The sequence below is a fragment of the Providencia sp. wls1914 genome (genome assembly GCF_009706645.1).
GTDB lineage: Bacteria > Pseudomonadota > Gammaproteobacteria > Enterobacterales > Enterobacteriaceae > Providencia > Providencia zhijiangensis.
The window spans coordinates 600,949-622,678 of sequence record NZ_WLUN01000016.1; the positions used below are offsets into that span (position 1 = coordinate 600,949).

Consider the following 21,730-nt stretch of genomic DNA (forward strand, 5'->3'; position numbering starts at 1 on the left):
AGTGTCGCTAGTGAAAATTTCAATCTAGCACTTACAATTCTTTACATTAAATATAAGCAAGCATAAAAAAACCCCGCCATAGCGAGGTTTTTAATAATAACCAATCAAGTAACTAACACGTCTAAGTTTTCATAGTACTTTTGCAAAAGTACATTTAACACCGGAATGGTTACTTTAGGTTGCTTCAAAATGATAGAGTGCCTTTATCTCAAGGACATCTCATAAAGATATCGATCTTAAAGTGCCACTACATTTACAGCAGCTGGACCTTTTGCGCCATTTTCTACTGAGAAGCTGACTTTTTGCCCTTCATTAAGGGTTTTGAAGCTATCACTTTGGATTGCAGAAAAGTGAACAAACACATCTTTGCTTCCATCTTCAGGAGAAATAAAGCCAAAGCCTTTAGATTCGTTAAACCATTTTACTAAACCAGTCATTGTATTAGACATATTGAATTCCTTTGAATTTTTAATTGTTGCCACATGGCATATAGGTTTGATTTTTCTTGATACTTATGGAACTAATTAGAAGGAATTCACTACGAATGGGTATCTATGGGATAACGCTAGACGGGGGAACTTTTCAAAACTTGCTTTCATAAATAGGTCTGTACTTCCAAACCGATGAGTGCATTTACTCATACATCCTTACGTATAGCAAGGTTTTTTTCATAGATACTACGATTATTTTAATAATCAATATGGATTTAACAATATATTCAATGCCAGAATATATAGATAACTCAATGATAAATAATAATTTTAAATCCCATCAATCCATACATAAAATACAATTTAATAAAAAAGGTCGTACTAGACGACCTCTTGGACAAAACTCTATCCATTAATTATTTGATACTATCATCTTCTGTTGGGTCAAAAGGCATTCCACCTGCAAAGACAAATGACAGTGCAACAATTACAAATGAAGCTACAACAAAAAATGAATCAATTATCTTTTTCATGCCTTTTCCTTCATAAGTTAAGCCGAAAACAATATGATAATTAATCTCATTAATCAATAAAAATACCATTCATTTTGACAATTAAAATCAGTTGTTCAGAATAGCCTTCGACTTACTTAAGCGCATCATGTATACAAATCCCCAAAAGCCCGACTGAAGTGAGACTCTTAAGCTTCTGATGTTGTAGTCACTCTTGTCACGATCTCAGCATAATTATCTGCTTTATATAATACAATGCATATTGATTTAATTATTCATTAATAATAATTGCTATCATTTAAATAAATTACATTCTAATAAAACTCAGTTATTTTATTCAATACTGTCAGATTAAGATGACCCCAGCAGTATTATTCACTTTCTTGTCTAAATCTCTTTACTCGTTCTTGATATATCACTATAGATACCCATACTATTTATGTAACTTATTGAGCTATCTGATATTAGCCATCAAATTACGAGCAAATTAAATCGCAATAAAACAATCTTATAATGCGTGGCTAAAAAATATTATTTACTTCCATTCCTCATAATAAAAACCCTAAAAATATCATCGGGGAGCACACTATGTCGGGTCATATTTCTAGACGTAACTTCATCAAACTAGGCACTATTGCAGGTATTGCAGTGATGGTGGGTAAACTCCCTTTTGCGATAGCAATGGAGCTTGATTCTGACTCTCCATCAACCGATTGGATAGGTCAAAATGGTAAAGCACGCTTTCGTTGGGATGGCGTTGAAAAGGTCACCGGACGTAAAAATTTTGCTCGTGATTACCGCGCTAAAGATATCCCCGGCTGGCCTAAAAAACAAAGCTATGCCTTTATGTTAAAAGCAACAGAGGCAGATAAAACCTTTGAAGGCATTGATATTTCAATGTTAGGTCCAAATTTACAGCCTGATAAAGTTATTTTACAAGAAGACCTTATCCGTGATGGCTTAAATATCCCTCAAGACACCAGTATGGGAAAAGGCTTCTATGGCACCAATATTTTAGTGCCGCTAGGGGATACCCCGCCGATTATTGGCCACCCTGTTGCCATCTTGATTTATCATGATTTCGATAAATACAGCGCAGCGCAGCGGATGCTACGTTTTGCGACAAACACCGTAAAATATGGAACGGTGACTGGGCCAAAACCACCTGCTAACTATGGTGCAGCACGATACGTACGTATCGGAGGTGACACCCCACTTTCACCTTCTATCTTTTCCCCTTATCAAGATTCAGGTATTAAAGGTGGCTTCGATGGCAATACTCCTATTTGGCCTCCTTATGACCCCAAACACGCCATTTCTATTCCACCAGTGATCCGTAAAGATCGTGGTGGTGGTTTTATTCAAGCCCTTCATCAAGCAGAAAAAAGCCCTGATAAACAAGAAAAGGCGATGGATTACGCACGGCAAATTGAGCAAGAAATCGCAGCAGCTCGCCAGAATCCTGACAAGTTTGTGATTGAGCGCCATGGTTTTTCACAATCCATTGACCCCTGCGCAATGGAGCCTGATAACTGTAATACTTGGTATGACGTACAAACCAAAACACTGCATATCTTAACCGCGACACAGTCTCCTGCAGGAGTTGTCAACGCCGCTGCGGAGTTATCGAAGCACAACAAACATTTTCCTGTCGAAAATATTATTTTATTAACCGGTTCTACCGTCGGTTATGGCTCAAAAGACTATTCGGTTTTTCCTTTCTACTCGATGGTCGCCAGTTTCTATGCTGATGGTTTGCCTGTTCGCATGGCAAATGACCGCTATGAACAATTCCAAATGGGAATGAAGCGCCACTCTATTGAGATGGATGTCACCATTATCGGTGATAAAAAAACGGGCAAATTTGATGTATTAAAAGGTACTTATAACTGTAATGGTGGAGGCCGTGAAAACCTCTCGGTTGCCGTATCACACGTTGCGGTACGTGGCGCCCAATCTATTTATTATTTCCCTAAATCTGACCTCACCGCTCTCGCCATGGCCACCCCGGCTGTCGAAGCGGGCTCAATGCGTGGCTTTGGTTCCTTACAGTCGATGGCAGTCACTGAATTGATGGTCGATGAAATCGCTCACAACCTCAATATTGACCCAATTGAACTGCGCCGCCGTAATGCCATATTAGAAGGTTATCCGAATACACAAGGTGGTGTAATCGCGGGTGACCCTCGCAATGTCGAAATGTTAAATCTTGCGGAAAAACACCCGATTTGGGTCGATCGTGAGAAAAATAAAGTCGATTATGAAGCAAAAAATCCCGGTAAATTATACGGCGTTGGCTTTGCGCAAGTGCAGCAAGTTTATGGCTCTAGCGGTGTTCCAACGATTCTTTCTCTTGAATTTGATGCGAATGGCAAGCTGACAATGCGCCATTGCATGCAAGAAATTGGTACCGGAGGCACAACCGCACAGCAAGTCATGGTGTGGCAAGCACTCAGCAAAGCCCCTGATGTGGTTGAGTTTGGGGTAACTGAATTTGCAGAACTGCCACTCAAAACCAGTTGGGCAGATCAGAAAAAACAAGATGAACTGTCAAAAACTGATCCCTATTGGACACCTGCGCTGATCCCTGACATGAGTTCATCGAGCGGCGTTTATTACATTGGATTTGGTACACGCCAAGCAGGTCATTTTTTATTAGAAAATACCCTATGGCCTGCGGCCAAAAGCATTTGGAGTGAAGGCCCTGGCGGAGGAGCTTTCAATGGCTTAAATGTTGAATTTGCAGACATTCGTGTCGGACCAGACGGTATTGGCGGTGGTGGAATGAAGCCCATTCCTTTTGACATTTTAGCCAAAAGAGCCCATGAAATGGGGCTTATCACCGGAGTCGCTGTTCACGGCTATTCAAGCTGGCAGTGGGCTCGCGCAGAGTTCGATATCCCAACTGTGGGCTTGAAAAATCTCCCTCTCGATGCAATATCCGTTCGTTATGGCGAAGGTGCTCCACAAGAACTGAAAAAGCAGATGACAACTGGCGGTTACCATTTTATTAAACGTAAAATTGCCTATTACCCACCAACACAACGCGCAAAAGCTGACCCAACTACAGTCACACCAGCTTCCTGCCTCGTCGAGCTCAACGTCAATACGATGACGGGTGAGATCGATATCATGCGCCACCATATGATTATGGACCCCGGTATGATGATTGTCCCTGAATTGGTTTCAGGCCAAATTCAGGGGGGCACCGCGATGGGTATTGGCCACGCATTGATGGAAGAATTACCACTCTATGAAGATGGGCCAGGTAATGGAACCTGGAACTTTAATCGCTATGTTCTGCCACGCGCAAAAGATGTTGCTGTTTGGCAACAAACCATTGATTACTTACCTCCCCTATCAGAAACTTCGCCACCAAAAGGCATGGCAGAACTGGGAATGATCCCTATCTTACCTGCGACGAGTAACGCATTAACCCATGCGACGGGTAAGCGTTTCTATGAATTCCCTATCACGGTAGATAAAATTAAAAAGGCACTCTCATGAAAATCAACAATGCCGTTCCGATTATTGAGCGCAAGCCACTAACACTGACCATTAATGGCCAAAAAACTGGTCCTATTGACGTCCCTGTAGGGATGCCAATGATTGAGTTTTTACATGAATACCTTGACCTCACAGGCACTCACTTTGGTTGCGGGCAAGGGATCTGCCATGCTTGCACCATTATGGAAATTCAACCCGATGGCTCAACGGTTGAAAGCCGTACCTGTATCTTTGGTGCCCATTATTTCAACAATAAAAATATTGTTACCATCGAAGGGCAAGCCAAACTGGATGAACAAGGCAAACTTGTTGAATTAACACCAATTCAACAAGCTTTTATCGAAAACTTTTCGTTCCAGTGTGGCTATTGTGCCCCCGGTTTCGTCACGGGTGCGACGGTATTTCTTGATAAACTGAAAAAAAAACCAGTGAAGCGAGACCAACTCGAACATGCGATTGAAGAAGCCCTCAATGAGCATATTTGCCGTTGTACAGGCTATGTTCGCTATTATGAAGCTGTGAGGAAAGTCGCTCTCGACACTCCTGGCTGCGTGATCGATTAGGGAGAAACCTCATGGCTAAATCCAGCTCTCTACGTAAAAGCATTTATATTATTATCTTATTATTCATCATATTAATGCTTGCGATCCTATTTGGTGCTTTTCGTACTTCCAGTATCGGCCCTGATTTAGATAAACCGCTGACTTCAGAAGAAGTCGCCAAATTGCTGCCAAGAGGGCAAGAATTGGCAACGGCTGGAGATTGCTTTGGTTGCCACTCATTACCTGAAGGGCCATTGGCTGCGGGTGGGCGTGCTATCGGAACCCCTTTTGGTACCATTTATTCCACAAATATCACGCCTGATAAGCAATTTGGTATCGGTAACTATACCCGTGCTGATTTCCATCGTGCTTTGAAAGACGGAATTGGTAAAGAAAGAGGCAATCTCTACCCTGCCATGCCGTTTGTATTTACCCATATGACGACATCAGATGATATTGATGCCCTATATGCTTATGTGATGTCACTTCCGCCAATCAATGTACCAAACAAAGAAAATACAGGTGTATTTGTCCTACCCGTTCGCCCATTTATGAACTTCTGGACTTTGCTCAATTTCCCTAAACAAAATGCACCTCATGACCCACAACGCTCTGCCGAGTGGAACCGAGGTGCTTATATTGTTGAAGGTCTAGCACACTGTGGCGCTTGTCACTCACCACGTAATTTAATGATGGGTGTCGAGTTTTCACGGTCACTTCAAGGGGGTGAAGAAGCCGGTTTAGCAATCCCTGATATTACAGCCGAAGCGCTTTCCAAACATGGATACGATACCGCCTCTTTGCGCCAATTCCTACTTACAGGGAATGCCCCGCAAGGCTCAGCATTTGCAGATATGAGCACAGTGACTCATTTTTCTACTAGCCAGATGAATAAAAGCGATGTTAATGACATGGCAATTTATTTAATGACGGATAAACAAGGAAAAATACTTGGAGCCGAAGCTTCGCCTGCTCCATTGCCCGAGGCAAACTCACCAGAAGTGGGTGATGTCAGTCAAATCATGGAAACGGGTCGCTTAATGTATATGTCTACCTGCGCAGGCTGCCACGGGATCACCGGAGAAGGTGTACCTAATGGTATTCCAGCGTTAAAAGGTAACGCCATCTTAGCAATGAACAGCCCCGAAACCTTTATAAGTGTAGTGTTAACGGGTATTCCAACCACCACTTTCCCTAATGGGCAGCGTATGTATGCTATGCCAAGCTTTGCCGATGATTTAACGCCACAAGAAATGGCAGATTTAATATCATGGGCACGTGCCGAATGGGGGGGACAAGGTAAACCCGTCACCGCCGAACAAGTTGAAAAACTGAAAAAAGCAGCTCAGTAATCATTCATCGCTTCTCTTCAAATGACTTATTTGTTGAAGGGAAGCGTCATTATTATTTCCATTACGATATTTGAATAAAATTCCCATTAATATTCTTGTTACCTAAAAGCTTATCTTGAATTAATCCCACATGCAGGTTTTCGAAATGCTTTCTTTGATAACCACTGAATTCATCGACAACTTTTAACTTCAGCATAAAAATCAATGACAGATCTTGGGTAATGACTGACAACTCAAAATTAGAGTTTAATATCAGAGCTAAAATGCTAATAAGTCACTATAATAACAATGAATATCGTGAACAATCAGGAATGATTTTTATATGAATTTTTATGGGATAGATTATTTGCAAGCGCAGTCTAATATAAATGATTATTTAAAATACATTGTCATTTTTGGAACTTTATTTGCTTTAATCATTTTTTTCATCCTGTATATGCGACATCGCCTACAAACTAAATATCGGGATTTAACGATTATCGCCTTCCTATTTTTACTTTTCATTTCAGGTATTCAGTATCAAGATTATACCGATAGTCAAAATATACACTCAAAATCATCCCAAATGGTTAATTTCGTAAGGTTATTATCAAAAGAAAAAGGTGTAGATATAAATTCTATATTTTCTAACTCTGTACAATTATCCGATGGCATCATCATTAAAATTGATGACCGGTATTACCGCCTTCATTTAAGCTTAGATCAACAAACTTACAGCTTAGAAAAAGTTTGGTTAACAAATCCCGAAATTAAAATCATAAAAAAATAAGGCATGAAATGATTATTTATACACCTATTATTATAAAACTTGGATTGGGGATTCTATGTCTGATTGTTCAAATAAACCTTATGGGCAAAGGGAATTTAGCCCCCTCATCCGCAATGGATCAAGTCCAAAACTATGTTCTAGGCGGTATTATCGGTGGCGTCATTTACAATGAATCAATAACAGTACTGCAATTTATACTCGTGTTAATCATCTGGACTTTGCTTGTTTTTGCCCTTAAATTTTTAAAAGAAAATAATCCGTTCATTAAACGAATTATTGACGGCAAGCCTATAACCTTGGTACATAATGGCAGCGTTAACGTTAAAGAATGTCTAAAAAATGGTGTTTCCGCTAATGATTTGATGTTCAAACTAAGATCAAATGGCATATACGAAATAGAGCAACTAAAACGCGTTGTTCTCGAACAAAATGGGCAATTGACCATTATCCAAAGTGGCGATGAAAATATACGTTATCCAATTATAGTTGACGGCTTAGCTAACTATGACTTACTCGAAATCATCAACAAAGACATTGAGTGGTTAGAAAACAATATCTCGAAACAAGGTTTCAGTAAAATCAGTGAAGTGTATTTAGGTGAGTATTTGTCTGGTAGGATTAATTTATATGGATATGAAAAAAAGAATAACGCAGATTAAGTTAGATTCACACCTTGTATAGCACTGACAGAACACTTACCGCTTTTGGTATTTGGGTCATGCCCTTAAACCAAAATCACTCTAAGCTTGTCTCGCGCCTATTTTAGCGATAAATCAGGATATTATCCTACTTAACTTACCTTCAAATCTATAAGAGTATGACCATGGAATAGAACCTTTTTCACTAACCTGTATCAAAAATCCTCATCCATCTGCTATCATGTGCCCCTGAAAACTTCACCTCCATAAATGAGCTTCTGTTTTTTATCTGTTTCGTAAATGCCTTTATGCATCGTAGCTTTTGTCTCTAGCGACTTTAGCCTGCAAAGCGATAACAGAAAAAACAAAATTTCTTTTATTTTTTATAAAGTTAAATACTCAGCGACAACACAGAATAGTACAGAATGAATACACAGAAAGAACAATACAACTTAAACAAACTCCAAAAAAGAATTCGTCGTGATGTTGGGCAAGCCATCGCCGATTTTAATATGATCGAAGAAGGCGACCGTATCATGGTCTGCCTGTCTGGGGGAAAAGATAGCTATACCCTGCTGTCTATTTTGCAAAGCCTGCAAAAAAGTGCCCCAATTTCATTCTCTTTGGTCGCTGTTAACTTAGACCAAAAACAACCGGGCTTCCCTGAACACATTTTGCCAGCTTACTTAGACGAACTCGGTGTTGAGTATAAAATTGTCGAAGAAAACACCTATGGCATCGTAAAAGAAAAAATTCCTGAAGGGAAAACCACTTGTTCCCTGTGCTCTCGTTTACGTCGCGGTATCTTATATCGCACCGCGACAGAGTTAGGCGCGACCAAGATTGCACTCGGCCATCACCGCGACGATATTTTGCAGACCCTGTTTTTAAACATGTTCTACGGCGGTAAATTAAAAGGCATGCCACCAAAATTGATGAGTGACGATGGCAAGCACATTGTTATTCGCCCTCTGGCCTATTGCCGCGAAAAAGATATTGAGCGTTTTGCTGAAGCTAAAGGATTCCCTATCATTCCTTGTAACTTGTGTGGATCCCAGCCTAATTTACAGCGCCAAGTCATTAAAGAGATGCTGCGCGATTGGGATAAACGTTACCCTGGACGTATTGAAACCATGTTTAGAGCAACTCAAAACGTTGTATCATCTCACTTATGTGATACTGAACTATTTGATTTCAAAAATATTTCACATGGTGATGCAGTGATCAATGGTGGTGATATGGCTTTTGACCGCGAAGAATTGCCTGCTCAGCCAATGATTGATGAAGATGATCAGCCAGACTACAGTGCTGAGCGCTTAGATGTGATTGAAGTTAAGTAAGATAATAAAAATTGATCCGCTATCTCTGGAGAAATTCAGGGGTGGCGTCAGATTTTATGCAAAAAAAAAGCCGATGTAAAATACATCGGCATTACAGTGGTCAATTATTCTGTATAAGAACTCAATATGAGAAAAACTACAATTATGGAGCACAACGTTCATCGCTCAACGTTGCATTCACCTGCGGGAGTAATATTGCCTTAAAACCCTATACCCTTTATTGATTTATCTCAAACTAGCGCCCATTATTCAGAACAATTCACCTTTCTTATAGCCATCGACTTCTTTTTAACCACCAAAATACTGTAGCGATTAAGCAGGCGAGTAATAAACAGAACGCACTAAAAGCAAACTTAAATTCATTACCGGGGATCCCCCCTAAGTTCACACCAAATAAACCGGTTAAAAATGTGGTTGGTAAAAATATCATCGCCATTAATGACATGGTATAAATTCGGCGATTCATCATTTCCGTCATCATATTCGTAATTTCATCAGACATAATGGCAGTACGAGCAATAAAACCATCTAAATCTTCAATACAGCGCCCTAATCTGTCTGAAATTTCTTGTAAACGACGTCTGTCGTTATCATCTAACCATAATAATTTTTCAGCGGTTAATCGAGAGAACATATCCCGCTGCGGCGCCATATAACGGCGTACGACAATAATCTGTTTACGCAATAACGCTAATTCCCCACGCTCAGGAATTTCACCATGTAATATCAAGTCTTCCATTTCAATAAGACGCTCGTGAAGAGAATCGGTGAAATCACTAATTTCATCGGTCATCGCATCGGTGACATCGGCAAGCCATTCACCGGTACTCTGAGCACCGACGCCTTCTTTAAGATCATCAATAACAGAATCCAATGAGTGAACACGTCGGTGACGACATGAAACAATCAAACGGCTATTCATAAAAATACGAAAGGCCACCAATTGTTCAGGGCGTTGTCCTGCCGTGTTATTCAGAGTTTGTAATGTCAGTAGAACGCCATCACCAATACGCACCATCCGCATACGATTCATTTTACCCGTCAGTGACGATTTCACTTGGTCATTAAACAAATCAGTCTGTTGGATCCAGCTAGACGTCTCTTTATTTTTATAATCGTAATGCAGCCAAAATGGAGATTGCTGTGTTGCAGTGGCATTTAAATCGATTGGAAGAACACCACCGTCTCCATCTAACTGAAAGGCATGAACGGGGTTAGAGTGTTGAAATTGCGATCCATAGGTCGACGCCATGCAATATCTCCTTAAATTGAAAAGTAAGGTATTTTTAGTTGATTAAAGGGAATATTGCAATGATTTCAATAACAAAATCAAAATACAAAGTTTAAGTAGGTGTTAAGCAAAGGAAAATAAAAACAGTAAAATAAGATGTTATGCAAAATTTATAGCCCAATGAAATTTCTCAATTTTTGCTAGAGAGATCCCATTTGATTGACACAAATTAGCAATAAAACAGCAAAGTTTTTTCCTATTATTAGCTCTGTAGTGTTTATTCCTTTTTGGTCCTCCTTCCGACTCTCCAGTGGAAGGAGTTTTTTTTATTTTGGGGCTCCCAAAATTTAACCAGCACATCTGCACTGGCTAAATATCATTCTAATGCTTAATCATATAGAAGCTATGGCTATATGCCACATCCTCTGGATTTTCAATCGGATAACCTTTTAACCACGGTTTAATCAAGCGCGCATTCGTATATTGATAAATTGGCGCAATTGGCGCTTCTTTTGCAATAATGGCTTCTGCTTGGTTGTAATACACATTACGCTGCGCATCATTCGTTTCAATACTGGCTGAAGTCATTAATGCGTCATATTGCGGACTATTAAACTTAGGAATATTGCCACTATGTTGAGAAGTTAGCAGTGATAAGAATGTCGATGGCTCATTAAAATCACCAATCCAAGAAGCACGGATCACATCAAAATTTCCGGTGTTACGGCTATCAATATAGGTTTTCCACTCTTGGTTAACTAATTTAACTTGTACTCCGAGTTTTTTCTTCCACATAGAAGCAATCGCAATGGCAATTTTTTGATGGTTTTCTGAGCTGTTATACAGCAACGTCAATTCCAAAGGATGCGCTTCACTGTACCCTGCTTGTTTCAATAATGCTTTAGCTTGTTGGTCTAACTCTTTTTGTTTATGAGTCTGATACAGCCCTTTTTGTGGCTTAAAACCTGCTGTCACATCGGGTGTAAAATAATTCGCGGGTTTTTCCCCTGTCCCTAAGACTTTGCTAGCAATCAATTGGCGGTCAATTGCCATTGTTAATGCCTGACGAACCCTGACATCATTGGTCGGCGCGCGCTGGGTATTAAATGCGTAGTAATAGGTACCGAGTTGATCCGGAGTAAAAACTTCGTTAGGAATATCTTGTAATAATTTTTGATAGCGCTGCTTTGGAAAGGATTCCGTGATATCTAAATCCCCCGCTAAATAGCGGTTAGTCGCATGAGATTCTTGGTTGATGGGAACAAAAGTCACTTTAGTGATCACTGTATTTTTATGATCCCAATAGTGCGGATTTGGTGTTAATACGATTTTCTCGTTAACAACGCGGTCATTCAGCTCAAATGCCCCGTTTCCAACCAAATTACCGACTTTAATCCAATCTGCTCCATATTGTTCAATAGTTCCGCGATGAACCGGAAATAAGCTAAAATTTGCGGTTAATGACGGAAAATAAGGAACTGGCTTATTTAACACAATTTTCAATGTGTGTTTATCGACAGCTTCCACCCCTAACTGTTCTGGCGGCAACTTACCATCAATAATATCCTGCGCATTATTAATTCCTGCTAATGCTGCAAACCAAGCAAATGGCGATGTATTGGTTGGCGTGACTAAACGACGCCAGCTGTAAACGAAATCATCAGCGGTAACAGGCTCGCCATTTGACCATGACGCTTCAGGGCGTAACTGAAAAATCCAAGTGCGGTTGTCATCGGTGTGCCAATTTAGTGCAACACCCGGTATCGGCTTCCCATGATTATCTTGATTAACTAAGCCTTCAAACAAATCACGCATCACTTGAGCTTCAGTCAGTCCAACAGATTTAATTGGGTCTAACGATGCTGGCTCATCTTTCAGATGGCGTACAACTTCTTGATTTTCAGCTAAAACAGTACCAGCAGGAACCGTAGCACTGATAACCGGTGTAGAAAGGAAAAGTGATGAAATGAATACAGCTAAAGAGGTCAATGAACGTTTATGCATATTATTATTTCTATCTATTAATCAAAAAGAGGATCGCTCAGCGTTATTCGCTAAGCTTTGATGAATTAACCCATTACAAACTGCTAAATTGATATTTGACATGCCAAGGTCTTAGCCGTGATAGGCGAATAACTCATTGACTTGATTGTCAGTTTAAAATTAGCTTTCACTTCATCATATAACAAGTAAAACACGGCACAAAGCGCTCTTTTTATCGCGTTGAATATGGTATTTTAGGATGATACATAATAAAAAACATAAACTCTTAATAGGGCTTATTACTTGTATAATGCAGCGCAACCTTCTTACTTAGCACACCGAGAAGGCAACAATGCAATTCGGTCAATAATAGGATTTAAAAACAGAAAGTTAGGAATGTGAAATTACGTAATAATTTGATTTTAAAAATTATTTGATATTTTCATCTTCTGTAACTCAATCTATAAAACGGGAGAAAAACGAATGTCACAGACAGTAAAACTCAAAGGCAATAGCATTTCACTTGCAGGTACTTTTTTACAGGCGGGCTCACAAGCTAAACCTTTCACTTTAGTCGCTAAAGATTTAAGTGAAGCAACCTTAGAAACTTACCAAGGTAAGCGCAAAGTTCTGAATATTTTCCCAAGTGTAGATACCGGTGTTTGCGCCGCTTCTGTGCGTAAATTCAATCAATTAGCCAACGGTTTAGACAACACTGTTGTGTTATGTATCTCTGCTGACTTACCTTTTGCTCAAGCACGTTTTTGTGGTGCAGAAGGCTTAGACAATGTGGTGACATTATCTTCATTCCGTAGTGATTTTGCCCAAGATTACGGCGTTGAAATGACCACTGGTCCATTAAAAGGTTTAACGGCTCGTTCTGTCGTTGTATTAGATGAGAACGACAAAGTGATTTACAGCCAATTAGTGCCTGAAATTACTGAAGAACCTGATTATGATAATGCGCTAAATAGCCTGAAATAATCTTAAATTATGATGAACCACAATCGCCGATGCTTTCGGTGATTGTGGCTTCATTTGATAGGGGTTGAGGGGTTATCAATCATGTTTTTAATCAACATAAGCCCAAAATAGTGGTTTGTGATTTTTCGCGTTGACCACATTCGTAAAAATTATATTTTCCTTCATCATACTCACTAACGAGTGCGACAACGTACTTAATACCCGTTGAGCCTGCTCTTGGGTCACAGGGCAACAAGACGTAAGAATATCGATAATCAAATCCCGTGGTTTAACACCATTTTTGACTAACACATCCCACGTAAAACGATTTTTTTTCGCTAAATAATTGGCCGCTGCCTTATTCATTAAATAAAGTTCTGCGGCGGTATTCGCGGATTCAAACATATCACCTTGATAGTGACATTTAGACATATATTCACGTAGCTTGAAATTGACAATAAAATTAATCGTAAATTGTTCCATTGCAACTCCTTAAAGGTATAAAACCCGCGTTGCTAATATTAATAATCAATGCACGACTTAAGCATTTTTTTATCGTTAATTTAAAAATTAAAGCTTTGCTCACCATTTTTATAGCAGAAAAAACAACCAACCCGCAATGATCAGGACGTCGTTTTACGATGAAAAATATGTAAATTTAGTTTAATCGAGTAAGCTCACTCCATTCTTTTAACTGATTTGGAATAAGTGAGCTTATTTATGTGGCTTGTTTTATTGATAGTGACTGAATGGGCGTTAGTCAGGGAAATATCTTATTTCGAGCGAAGTCTTTTTATTATCTTGAATAAATTGGAGGTAAGTTTCTCCCCCCGGAAAACTTTGCTCAATTTCTAATTTTTTGTCGCCGCTCCATCGATAAATAATCGACTGACAGTTATCATCCGAGCAAATCACTTCTTTGTTTTTGTTAGGTTCTAACTTAGCCTCTAAAAACTTTTTATCATCACCAAGCAGATTACGATATTCTTGATAAGCGCTTAGTAGCGAACTATTAGGAAAATGACACTGAGTCAGCGCGCCATTTTCATACACGTCTTCCATGGATTGCTCTGCATTTTTACAGAGTTTATCAATCAACTTATTATTTGGTTTTTCTTGTGCAACAGCGCTAATACTCACACTCATTAATACGCTAAGTAGACACAATTTAAACAGCTTTTTTATCATGTTAATCTTGCTCTTTCTTGGTACTGAGCCCGTATTCTCGCAATTTGTTCGCAATAGCGGTATGAGAAATATCTAAACGTTTAGCCAATTTACGCGTACTCGGATAATCACGATATAATCTCGCCAACACCGAGGCTTCATAGCGTTTGGTTATTTCATCCAGTGACCCATTTAATGTATCTAAAGCAATCGCAGGCGCGTTAACTGCATCAGGAAGTTGGATATCATCAACATCCAAAATATTGCCATTAAATTGAGATAGTCCCTGATATAACGCATTGCGTAATTGTCTAACATTACCCGGCCAATAATAAGAGCTGAGTGATTCAATTAATGCTGGTGAAATTTTTGGCTCATCAATGTTCAATTCTTTGGCAAAATTAGACACAAAAACTTTCGTGAGCGGTTTAATATCTTCGCTACGCTCTCTTAATGGAGGGATCGTGAGCGTTATGACATTCAAGCGGTAATAGAGATCTTCACGGAATTTTTTCTGTTCCACTAGCTCAGGTAAATTTTTCTGTGTCGCACAAATCACGCGTACATTGACTTTGACTTCATGTTCTTCGCCAACACGTCTGAAAGTTCCATCGTTCAGAAAACGTAATAGTTTAATTTGCATTTGAGGGGACATTTCAGCAATTTCATCCAGCAAGACAGTGCCGCCATTCGCTTGCTCAAAAAAGCCTTTTTTCCCTTCAACCGCATTTGGATAAGCCCCTGCTGCATAACCAAATAATTCACTTTCAACGACATCATCAGGCATAGAAGCGCAGTTCAATCCTAAAAATGGCGCATTGCCACGAGCACTGTGTAAATGGCAGGCTTTTGCCAGAATATCTTTACCCGTTCCGGTTTCCCCGACAAGCAATAACGGCTCATCCAGCATAGCAACACGTTTAGCACGTTCAACGACTTGGATCATCGCAGGACTGACCGCCACAATCTGGCTAAATCCACGATTTTCAATATCAACTTCAGCTACTTGCTTACGTTGATTTTCAAGAATTGCCACGGATTTGAGTAAGATCACCGCCCCTGTGCAGTGAGATTTTCCATCTTCATCGGCGAGAATAATTGGCGTAACCTGCATTAAATAGTCACTGCCTTTGACCGAAATTCGTTCAGTGTATGGTTCTGGAGACTCACGTTCAAACCAACGATGTAAACCATGGTTAGGGATTAACTGGGAGAAGGATTTTTGTTTGATTTTCGTTTCATCAACCCCAAAAAGTTGCAAACTCATTGGGTTAACCAGCTCAATATTCAGTTTATTATCAATAGATAAAACTGGCTCAGGGAACGAATTCAGTAAAGCCCACACCGCTTTATGCTCACGTTCGGAAGGCATAAAGTAGATGCGGCGAACATCAATTACCCCGTTTATACGGCGGATCTCTGCCATTAACGTACTGAAAACCTGAAAATCTACCGGTGCAAAATTCAGGTAAATTCGACGTTGAGCTGAAATTTCAATGCCTTTTAAGTCAATGTTTTGTAGGACTAAAAGATCAAGTAATTCACGCGTTAAACCGATTCGGTCTTGGCAGGTCACTTCGAGGCGCATGATGAAACCTTTTGTAGAGAACATAATTGCTAATATTTTAGCGTTAAACAGGCCAGTAATACAGAGCCGTGTCACATATTGTTGACACTCGTCTAGTTTCTAATAAATATCAGCAGCATTTCTTTCTTTAACTCGAGGATTGTGGATTAATTCGACAGGGAATTGCCCTTTTAGGCATAACTGGCAGGATAATTAAAACTGTCAACTCATCCTGCCAGCAAAATTTACAGCTTATGGATTCTCTTTTTTTGAGGGAATGGCATTTTTCAGTTGGCCAATTAATTGACGGCGAAAATCACCTAATTTCGGTTTGTCTTCGATCCAAGGTAATGGACGGCATAACTCCATCGCCTTAATACCTAATCGAGCGGTCAGAAGACCTGCACCAATTCCTTGCGCAGCACGTGTCGATAACCGTGCGGTAATATCCTGCGATAGCCAATCCATTCCGACCTCGCGAATAAGCTCAGAAGCCCCTGCAAATGCAATATTAATCAGCACCATACGGAATAAGCGGATCCGACTATAGTAGCCCAATTCGATACCATAAATGGCGGCAATACGGTTGATTAAACGAATGTTTCGCCACGCAATAAATGCCATATCGACAATTGCCAATGGACTAACCGCTATCATCAAGGCCGACTCTGCCGACGAACGGCTGATCTCTTTACGTGCTTGCTCATCCAAAATCGGTTGCACTAATTTGCTATAAAGTTCAATAACCTCGCGGTCATTATGTGAATCGTGAACCGTGGCTTGCCAGCTTTGAATTGCAGGGTGTTGCATCGGTAATGCAGACTGTTTGGCGAGCTTTTCACAGAATGCTTTACCCTGCCCCATGCCGTGGCTATGAAGTAATTCACGTGCAAAATCACGCTCCTCTGCACGTTCTCTGAGCCGATACAAGCGACGCCATTCGCCAATAACTGAACCCACACCAGCGACTATAATTAAGCCCCCCGCCGCTGCGGTGCCTAACGCTGTCCAGTCTTGAGTTATCCATGATTGATGGATCCAAAGACCTAATTGCGCGACAACGCTCACTCCAAAAATGCCTGCGGCAGCACCAACTAACTTACGCCAGAAACTGCGTTTAGGTTTTAAGGCTTCATTGATGAGACTTTCAACTTCGCCATCTTGGCTATCTTGTTCTTCTTGTATATCGACCGGTACAAATTTTTCAAACGCTTTTTCATCAAAAGTTTGCGCTTGTTTTAATGGCTCCATGGCCGGCTTGTCGGCCTTATCGGCAAAGTCCACACGCTGTTTTAGAGGTTCACTCATTTCAGTTTATCTCCTAACAAAAATTCCAGAGCACTGTCCATGCGAATATGTGGCAACGGTTGATCTAACGGCGTTGGCCGAGGGCGAAAATTTTCAAATTGAAAGCCTTGCTGCTGCCAAAACTGTTCATTAGGCAAGCGTTTTGGGACATCACCGGGATAGAACGTTAAGGGTTGCCCATCGCTGAGTCGTTCACCTTTTAAAGCCGGTAATTTTTCCCCCTTGTAGTCCACAATGCCGCTTTCGGTTGCTTGAATAGAAGCCAGCCCCACACAGTCCATGCTGATCCCTTCAAATGCCGCATTTTGCCAAGCATCTTGGACTAATTGCTGCAATAACGAGACCAAATTTGCATGTTGGTCTGGCGTTACATGATCCGATTTACTGGCGGCAAAGAGTAGCTTATCAATGCATGGTGAAAACATGCGTCTGAGCAATGTGCGTTTTCCATAATGAAAGCTTCGCATTAACTGAGTGAGCGCCATTCGCATATCGTTGAAGGCATCTGCGCCGCTATTTAAAGGCTGTAAACAGTCCACCAGCACAATTTGTCGATCAAAACGCTGGAAATGATCCTTATAAAACCCTTTCACCACATGGTCACAATAGTATTGATAGCGACGCTGTAATGCGCCGATATTGGTGTTTTTATCTGCTTGCGTTAACTGTTTTTCACCATATTTTTCGATGGTTGGCCATGGAAAGAATTGTAATGCAGGCGCTCCCGCTAACTCTCCGGGTAAAACAAATCTACCAGGTTGAATAAAGTGCTGTCCTTGTTGCTTACATTCATGCAGATATGCGGTGTAAGCATTGGAAATTTCAGCCAATAGATTTTCATCAACGGGGGCTAATGGGTCACATTTTTGGCAAAGCTGTAGCCATTCATTAGCGAGCTCCCCACGCTTACCTTTAAGTAGCACTTTCATTTGGCTAGACCAGGTTAAATAGTTCAGATCTAGCATCGGTAAATCCAGTAGCCACTCCCCCGGGTAATCGACAATTTCTAAGTACAGGGAGGAGTTATCGACAAAATGGCGAACAAACGAATCATTTGAACGGTAATGAATTTTCAAGCGAATTTCGCTCACTCCACGGGTAGGCGTCGGCCATTGCGGCGGATCGCCATAAAGCGATGCAATTCCCTCGTCATAAGCAAAGCGTGGGATTGACATATCGCGCTGTGGAATACGTTTTACCCCTAAAATTCGTTTATCTCTTGCCGCCGAAAATAGCGGAAGACGCGCCCCCGTGGTGGTGTTAAGAAGTTGGTTAACGAGAGAAGTGATGAATGCGGTTTTGCCACTGCGGCTTAATCCCGTGACAGCAAGCCTTACATGGCGGTCAACGCTACGGTTCATTAAGTCAGTTAATTCATTTTGTAGCCGTTTCATAATGCTCCTAGTTCTCGCTCTCCCAATAAAAATATAAAGGGAATACAGTCATTAAACTCTATTCCCATTTATGTGATGGTGCAAATCAGTTGTTATAGATGACGAAACTTGCTGTTAACGGTATAAGTGTCCGAGGTGACATAGCGCTCCATTTGGCGCAGTTTCATTTCCCCAGCTTGTAGCTGAGCATCAATTTGGTTTAATAGTGTCGTCACTTCTGGTCCGATATCCTGCTCGCTTCGGTAACCGCTTGGCGCAGCTTCCACAAAGAAACACATCACCACATAGACAATCAAGGTCAATCCAAAACTCATAAACAGGGCAAGTACAGCCAATGCTCTGACCAAAGCAACCGGTAACTCTAAATATTCAGCGAGACCGGAACAAACACCACCAAAAACACGTTTATCCGTTAAGCGATATAACTTGCGGTTGCGAAAATTAGTCATTATTTTTGCCTCCAATTTGGGTGCTCGGCATCTAAAATATCTTCCAGTGTTTTGATACGTTGCTGCATACGCGATGACTGCTCTGCCAATTGCATCAAACGTTGTACTTCATTTTCAGTAAGCTGACTTCCCTGCCCATTGTTCTTCTTACCATAATGGAGCCACAACCAAATCGGCAGAACAAAAATGACAAAGATGATTAATACGAGAGACAGTAAAACGTAGCCCATCACATTTCCTTATTTATGGTTATTTAGCCTAGCGCACTGGCGCAATGAAATCACTGCGCCTTGCGTGTTGAATATTATTCGTCTTTATTAATTTTAGCTTTAAGCGCGGCTAACTGTGCACTAATTTCGTCATCTGCTTTTAACTCAGCAAATTGCTGTTCTAAAGAGCGTTGTTTACCAATACCGTAGCTTTGCGCTTCGCCTTCCATATGGTCAATGCGACGTTCGAACTGTTCAAAACGCGCCATTGCTTCATCCAGTTTACCACTATCTAACTGGCGACGAACATTACGGCTTGATTGTGCAGCTTCTAAACGTACGGTCATTGATTGCTGTTTTGCACGCGTTTCTTGCAGTTTATTTTCTAATTCCGTGATTTCGCCTTTTAAGCGAGTCAGTGTTTCATCAACAATAATCAGTTCATGCTTTAGCGTATCGACCATGGCACTGACTTTTTGTTTTTCAATCAATGCTGCGCGAGCTAAATCTTCTTTATCTTTGATTAATGCCAGTTCCGCTTTTTCTTGCCATTCGGTAATCTGTTTTTCGCCCATTTCGACGCGGCGCTCTAAACTTTTTTTCTCAGCTAAGGTACGTGCTGAGGTGGAACGGATTTCCACTAACATGTCTTCCATTTCCTGAATCATCAGGCGGATCATTTTCTGCGGATCTTCAGCTTTATCAAGCAGTGAAGCAATGTTGGCATTAATGATGTCGGCAAAACGTGAAAAAATACCCATAATTTATATCCTCTTGATGGATGTTATCTTTCTGTAGAGCCTCAACCCGATGTTGGCGTCCAACCAATACGTGATGCTCCATGAATATAAAATTGAAATTATTAAACCGATAATTATTTCAATCAAAATCTTTTACAACCATAAGATAGCAATTGGCGTGCCAACTTTTTCAAAATTACATAACTAACTAATAAATAACAAAAATATTATTTTAATGTCTATAGACGGTTATTTGTACTATAGTTAATCACAGGTAAAATTAACCAAAATCTGGTAAAAATAACCATGAAAGAGACTAATAATACTATTCTCGGTGTATCGAGTAATTTCCTCGATGTCCTAGAACGTGCTTCCGAGCTTGCCAAGCTAAATAAACCTGTCCTTGTTATTGGCGAACGAGGAACCGGTAAAGAATTAATCGCGGATCGCCTTCACTATCTATCTCCCCGCTGGCAAGAGCCTTTTATCTCCTTAAATTGCAGCGGACTCAATGAGAACTTGCTGGATTCTGAATTATTTGGACATGAAGCAGGATCGTTTACGGGAGCGCAGAAACGTCATCAAGGCCGCTTTGAACGTGCTGATAAAGGTACGTTATTCCTTGATGAACTGGCAACCGCACCGATGTCCGTGCAAGAAAAACTTTTGCGTGTCATTGAGTATGGTGAATTAGAGCGTGTGGGAGGAAGCCAGTCATTAAAAGTGGATGTTCGCTTGGTCTGTGCCACTAACGCCAATCTTCCTGAATTGGCTCGCCAAGGGCTGTTTCGCGCTGACCTACTCGACAGGATTGCCTTTGAAGTACTCCGTATGCCGCCATTACGTGAACGTGTTCCTGACATCCTGTTATTGGCTGAGCACTTTGCCATTGGCATGGTACGTGAGCTAAAACGTGCTTATTTCACTGGGTTTTCTGACAACGCCCAGCAAACACTGATGCGCTATTCTTGGCCGGGTAATATTCGTGAATTGAAAAATGTCGTCGAGCGATCAGTTTATCGACATGGTGAAAGTGACTTACCGGTGGATACGATTATTTTAGATCCCTTTGGTGAGAAGCTAGCAGAGCTTCATGAGATGCCAGCGGCGCCATCAGAAAGCCCCAAATTGGCACCCGTTTTTCCTTTTGACTTACGCCAATGGCAATTGGAGTCAGAAAAACAGTATGTGGAAGAGGCGCTACGCCAAGCTAATTTTAATCAACGCAAAGCGGCCCAATGCTTATCGCTGAGCTATGATCAATTTCGAGGATTGATAAAGAAACATCAAATTAGCTTGGAAAGCTGATTTTTACGCAAAAAAAAGCCAGCACCCGAGCTGGCTATATAACTAAAACACTGAAAGCAATAAAACACTGGAAGCAATGTGAGCAATGTCATGCCTTGTCTGCTAAAGCTAAGCACTCAAGAGACTGAGTTAATGATAATAGTTATTAGTATCATTTGTAAAGCATTTTAATGCGATTATTTCTCATTAAGATCGAATTAAAAATAATAGTAACCATTACAATCAGATAGAGTCTTGTTGATTCTCATTCACAATTCAAAAGCTTCGCCCCCTTCGGCAGTATGAACAAAATATAACCACAAATTTTGCTTATACCCTGT

General features: G+C 40.6%; 16 protein-coding genes and 3 pseudogenes. 8 read left to right on the plus strand and 11 right to left on the minus strand.

Annotated features, from left to right (window positions below; translation table 11 throughout):
- Nucleotides 1-236: 236 nt before the first annotated feature.
- Nucleotides 237-449 (minus strand): transcription antiterminator/RNA stability regulator CspE, encoded by a 213-nt coding sequence (cspE, locus tag GKR74_RS13490; protein WP_036954791.1) that lies wholly within the window; start codon nt 447-449, stop codon nt 237-239.
- Between the two features lie 1,082 nt (nt 450-1,531).
- Between cspE and GKR74_RS13495 the strand changes: the two are divergent.
- The 6 genes and pseudogenes from GKR74_RS13495 (at nt 1,532) to ttcA (ending at nt 9,091) form a co-directional block, all read left to right on the plus strand.
- Nucleotides 1,532-4,492 (plus strand): annotated as a pseudogene (locus tag GKR74_RS13495) (xanthine dehydrogenase family protein molybdopterin-binding subunit).
- Nucleotides 4,447-5,013 (plus strand): (2Fe-2S)-binding protein, encoded by a 567-nt coding sequence (locus tag GKR74_RS13500; protein WP_154603973.1) that lies wholly within the window; start codon nt 4,447-4,449, stop codon nt 5,011-5,013. Before GKR74_RS13495 ends, GKR74_RS13500 begins: the two are co-directional and overlap by 46 nt.
- A gap of 11 nt (nt 5,014-5,024) precedes the next feature.
- Entirely contained in the window at nt 5,025-6,344 is a 1,320-nt protein-coding gene (locus GKR74_RS13505) for a cytochrome c (RefSeq protein WP_154603974.1), read from the plus strand.
- Between the two features lie 322 nt (nt 6,345-6,666).
- On the plus strand, nt 6,667-7,113 hold the full coding sequence (locus GKR74_RS13510) for a DUF3290 domain-containing protein (RefSeq protein WP_154603975.1): 447 nt from the start codon (nt 6,667-6,669) through the stop codon (nt 7,111-7,113).
- An 8-nt stretch (nt 7,114-7,121) separates the two neighbouring features.
- Nucleotides 7,122-7,772, plus strand: coding sequence for a DUF421 domain-containing protein (locus GKR74_RS13515; protein ID WP_154603976.1), 651 nt, complete (start codon nt 7,122-7,124; stop codon nt 7,770-7,772).
- Between the two features lie 404 nt (nt 7,773-8,176).
- Nucleotides 8,177-9,091, plus strand: a complete 915-nt coding sequence (gene ttcA, locus GKR74_RS13520) for a tRNA 2-thiocytidine(32) synthetase TtcA (RefSeq protein ID WP_154603977.1) — start codon at nt 8,177-8,179, stop codon at nt 9,089-9,091.
- A gap of 268 nt (nt 9,092-9,359) precedes the next feature.
- Here ttcA and zntB read toward each other — a convergent pair whose 3' ends face one another.
- On the minus strand, nt 9,360-10,343 hold the full coding sequence (gene zntB / locus GKR74_RS13525) for a zinc transporter ZntB (RefSeq protein WP_108479002.1): 984 nt from the start codon (nt 10,341-10,343) through the stop codon (nt 9,360-9,362).
- Nucleotides 10,344-10,703: 360 nt separating this feature from the next.
- On the minus strand, nt 10,704-12,326 hold the full coding sequence (locus GKR74_RS13530) for a peptide ABC transporter substrate-binding protein (protein ID WP_154603978.1): 1,623 nt from the start codon (nt 12,324-12,326) through the stop codon (nt 10,704-10,706).
- 462 nt (nt 12,327-12,788) lie between these two features.
- On the opposite strand from GKR74_RS13530, the gene tpx reads away from it, so the two are divergent.
- On the plus strand, nt 12,789-13,289 hold the full coding sequence (gene tpx / locus GKR74_RS13535; RefSeq protein ID WP_154603979.1) for a thiol peroxidase: 501 nt from the start codon (nt 12,789-12,791) through the stop codon (nt 13,287-13,289).
- A gap of 87 nt (nt 13,290-13,376) precedes the next feature.
- Here tpx and GKR74_RS13540 read toward each other — a convergent pair whose 3' ends face one another.
- The 8 genes and pseudogenes from GKR74_RS13540 to pspA form a co-directional block, all read right to left on the minus strand.
- Nucleotides 13,377-13,751, minus strand: coding sequence for an ATP-binding protein (locus tag GKR74_RS13540; RefSeq protein ID WP_154603980.1), 375 nt, complete (start codon nt 13,749-13,751; stop codon nt 13,377-13,379).
- Nucleotides 13,752-14,024: 273 nt separating this feature from the next.
- Nucleotides 14,025-14,456 carry a hypothetical protein gene (locus GKR74_RS13545; protein ID WP_154603981.1) on the minus strand — a complete coding sequence of 144 codons (432 nt, stop codon included), beginning with the start codon at nt 14,454-14,456 and terminating at the stop codon, nt 14,025-14,027.
- A gap of 1 nt (nt 14,457) precedes the next feature.
- A complete protein-coding gene (gene tyrR / locus GKR74_RS13550) occupies nt 14,458-16,023 on the minus strand; it encodes a transcriptional regulator TyrR (RefSeq protein WP_154603982.1) in 1,566 nt (521 codons plus the stop codon).
- A 231-nt stretch (nt 16,024-16,254) separates the two neighbouring features.
- On the minus strand, nt 16,255-17,310 hold the full coding sequence (locus GKR74_RS13555; RefSeq protein WP_154603983.1) for a YcjF family protein: 1,056 nt from the start codon (nt 17,308-17,310) through the stop codon (nt 16,255-16,257).
- Nucleotides 17,295-18,704, minus strand: a pseudogene (locus GKR74_RS13560) (YcjX family protein). Before GKR74_RS13560 ends, GKR74_RS13555 begins: the two are co-directional and overlap by 16 nt.
- 92 nt (nt 18,705-18,796) lie before the next feature.
- Nucleotides 18,797-19,153 (minus strand): envelope stress response membrane protein PspC, encoded by a 357-nt coding sequence (gene pspC, locus GKR74_RS13565; RefSeq protein WP_154603985.1) that lies wholly within the window; start codon nt 19,151-19,153, stop codon nt 18,797-18,799.
- The gene (gene pspB, locus GKR74_RS13570) at nt 19,153-19,383 is read right to left on the minus strand and encodes an envelope stress response membrane protein PspB (protein WP_006660057.1); all 231 of its coding nucleotides are present in this window, start codon (nt 19,381-19,383) and stop codon (nt 19,153-19,155) included. Before pspB ends, pspC begins: the two co-directional genes overlap by 1 nt.
- Before the next feature lie 74 nt (nt 19,384-19,457).
- On the minus strand, nt 19,458-20,123 hold the full coding sequence (gene pspA / locus GKR74_RS13575) for a phage shock protein PspA (RefSeq protein WP_154603986.1): 666 nt from the start codon (nt 20,121-20,123) through the stop codon (nt 19,458-19,460).
- A 285-nt stretch (nt 20,124-20,408) separates the two neighbouring features.
- On the opposite strand from pspA, the pseudogene pspF reads away from it, so the two are divergent.
- Nucleotides 20,409-21,452 (plus strand): annotated as a pseudogene (gene pspF / locus GKR74_RS13580) (phage shock protein operon transcriptional activator).
- Nucleotides 21,453-21,730 lie beyond the last annotated feature (278 nt).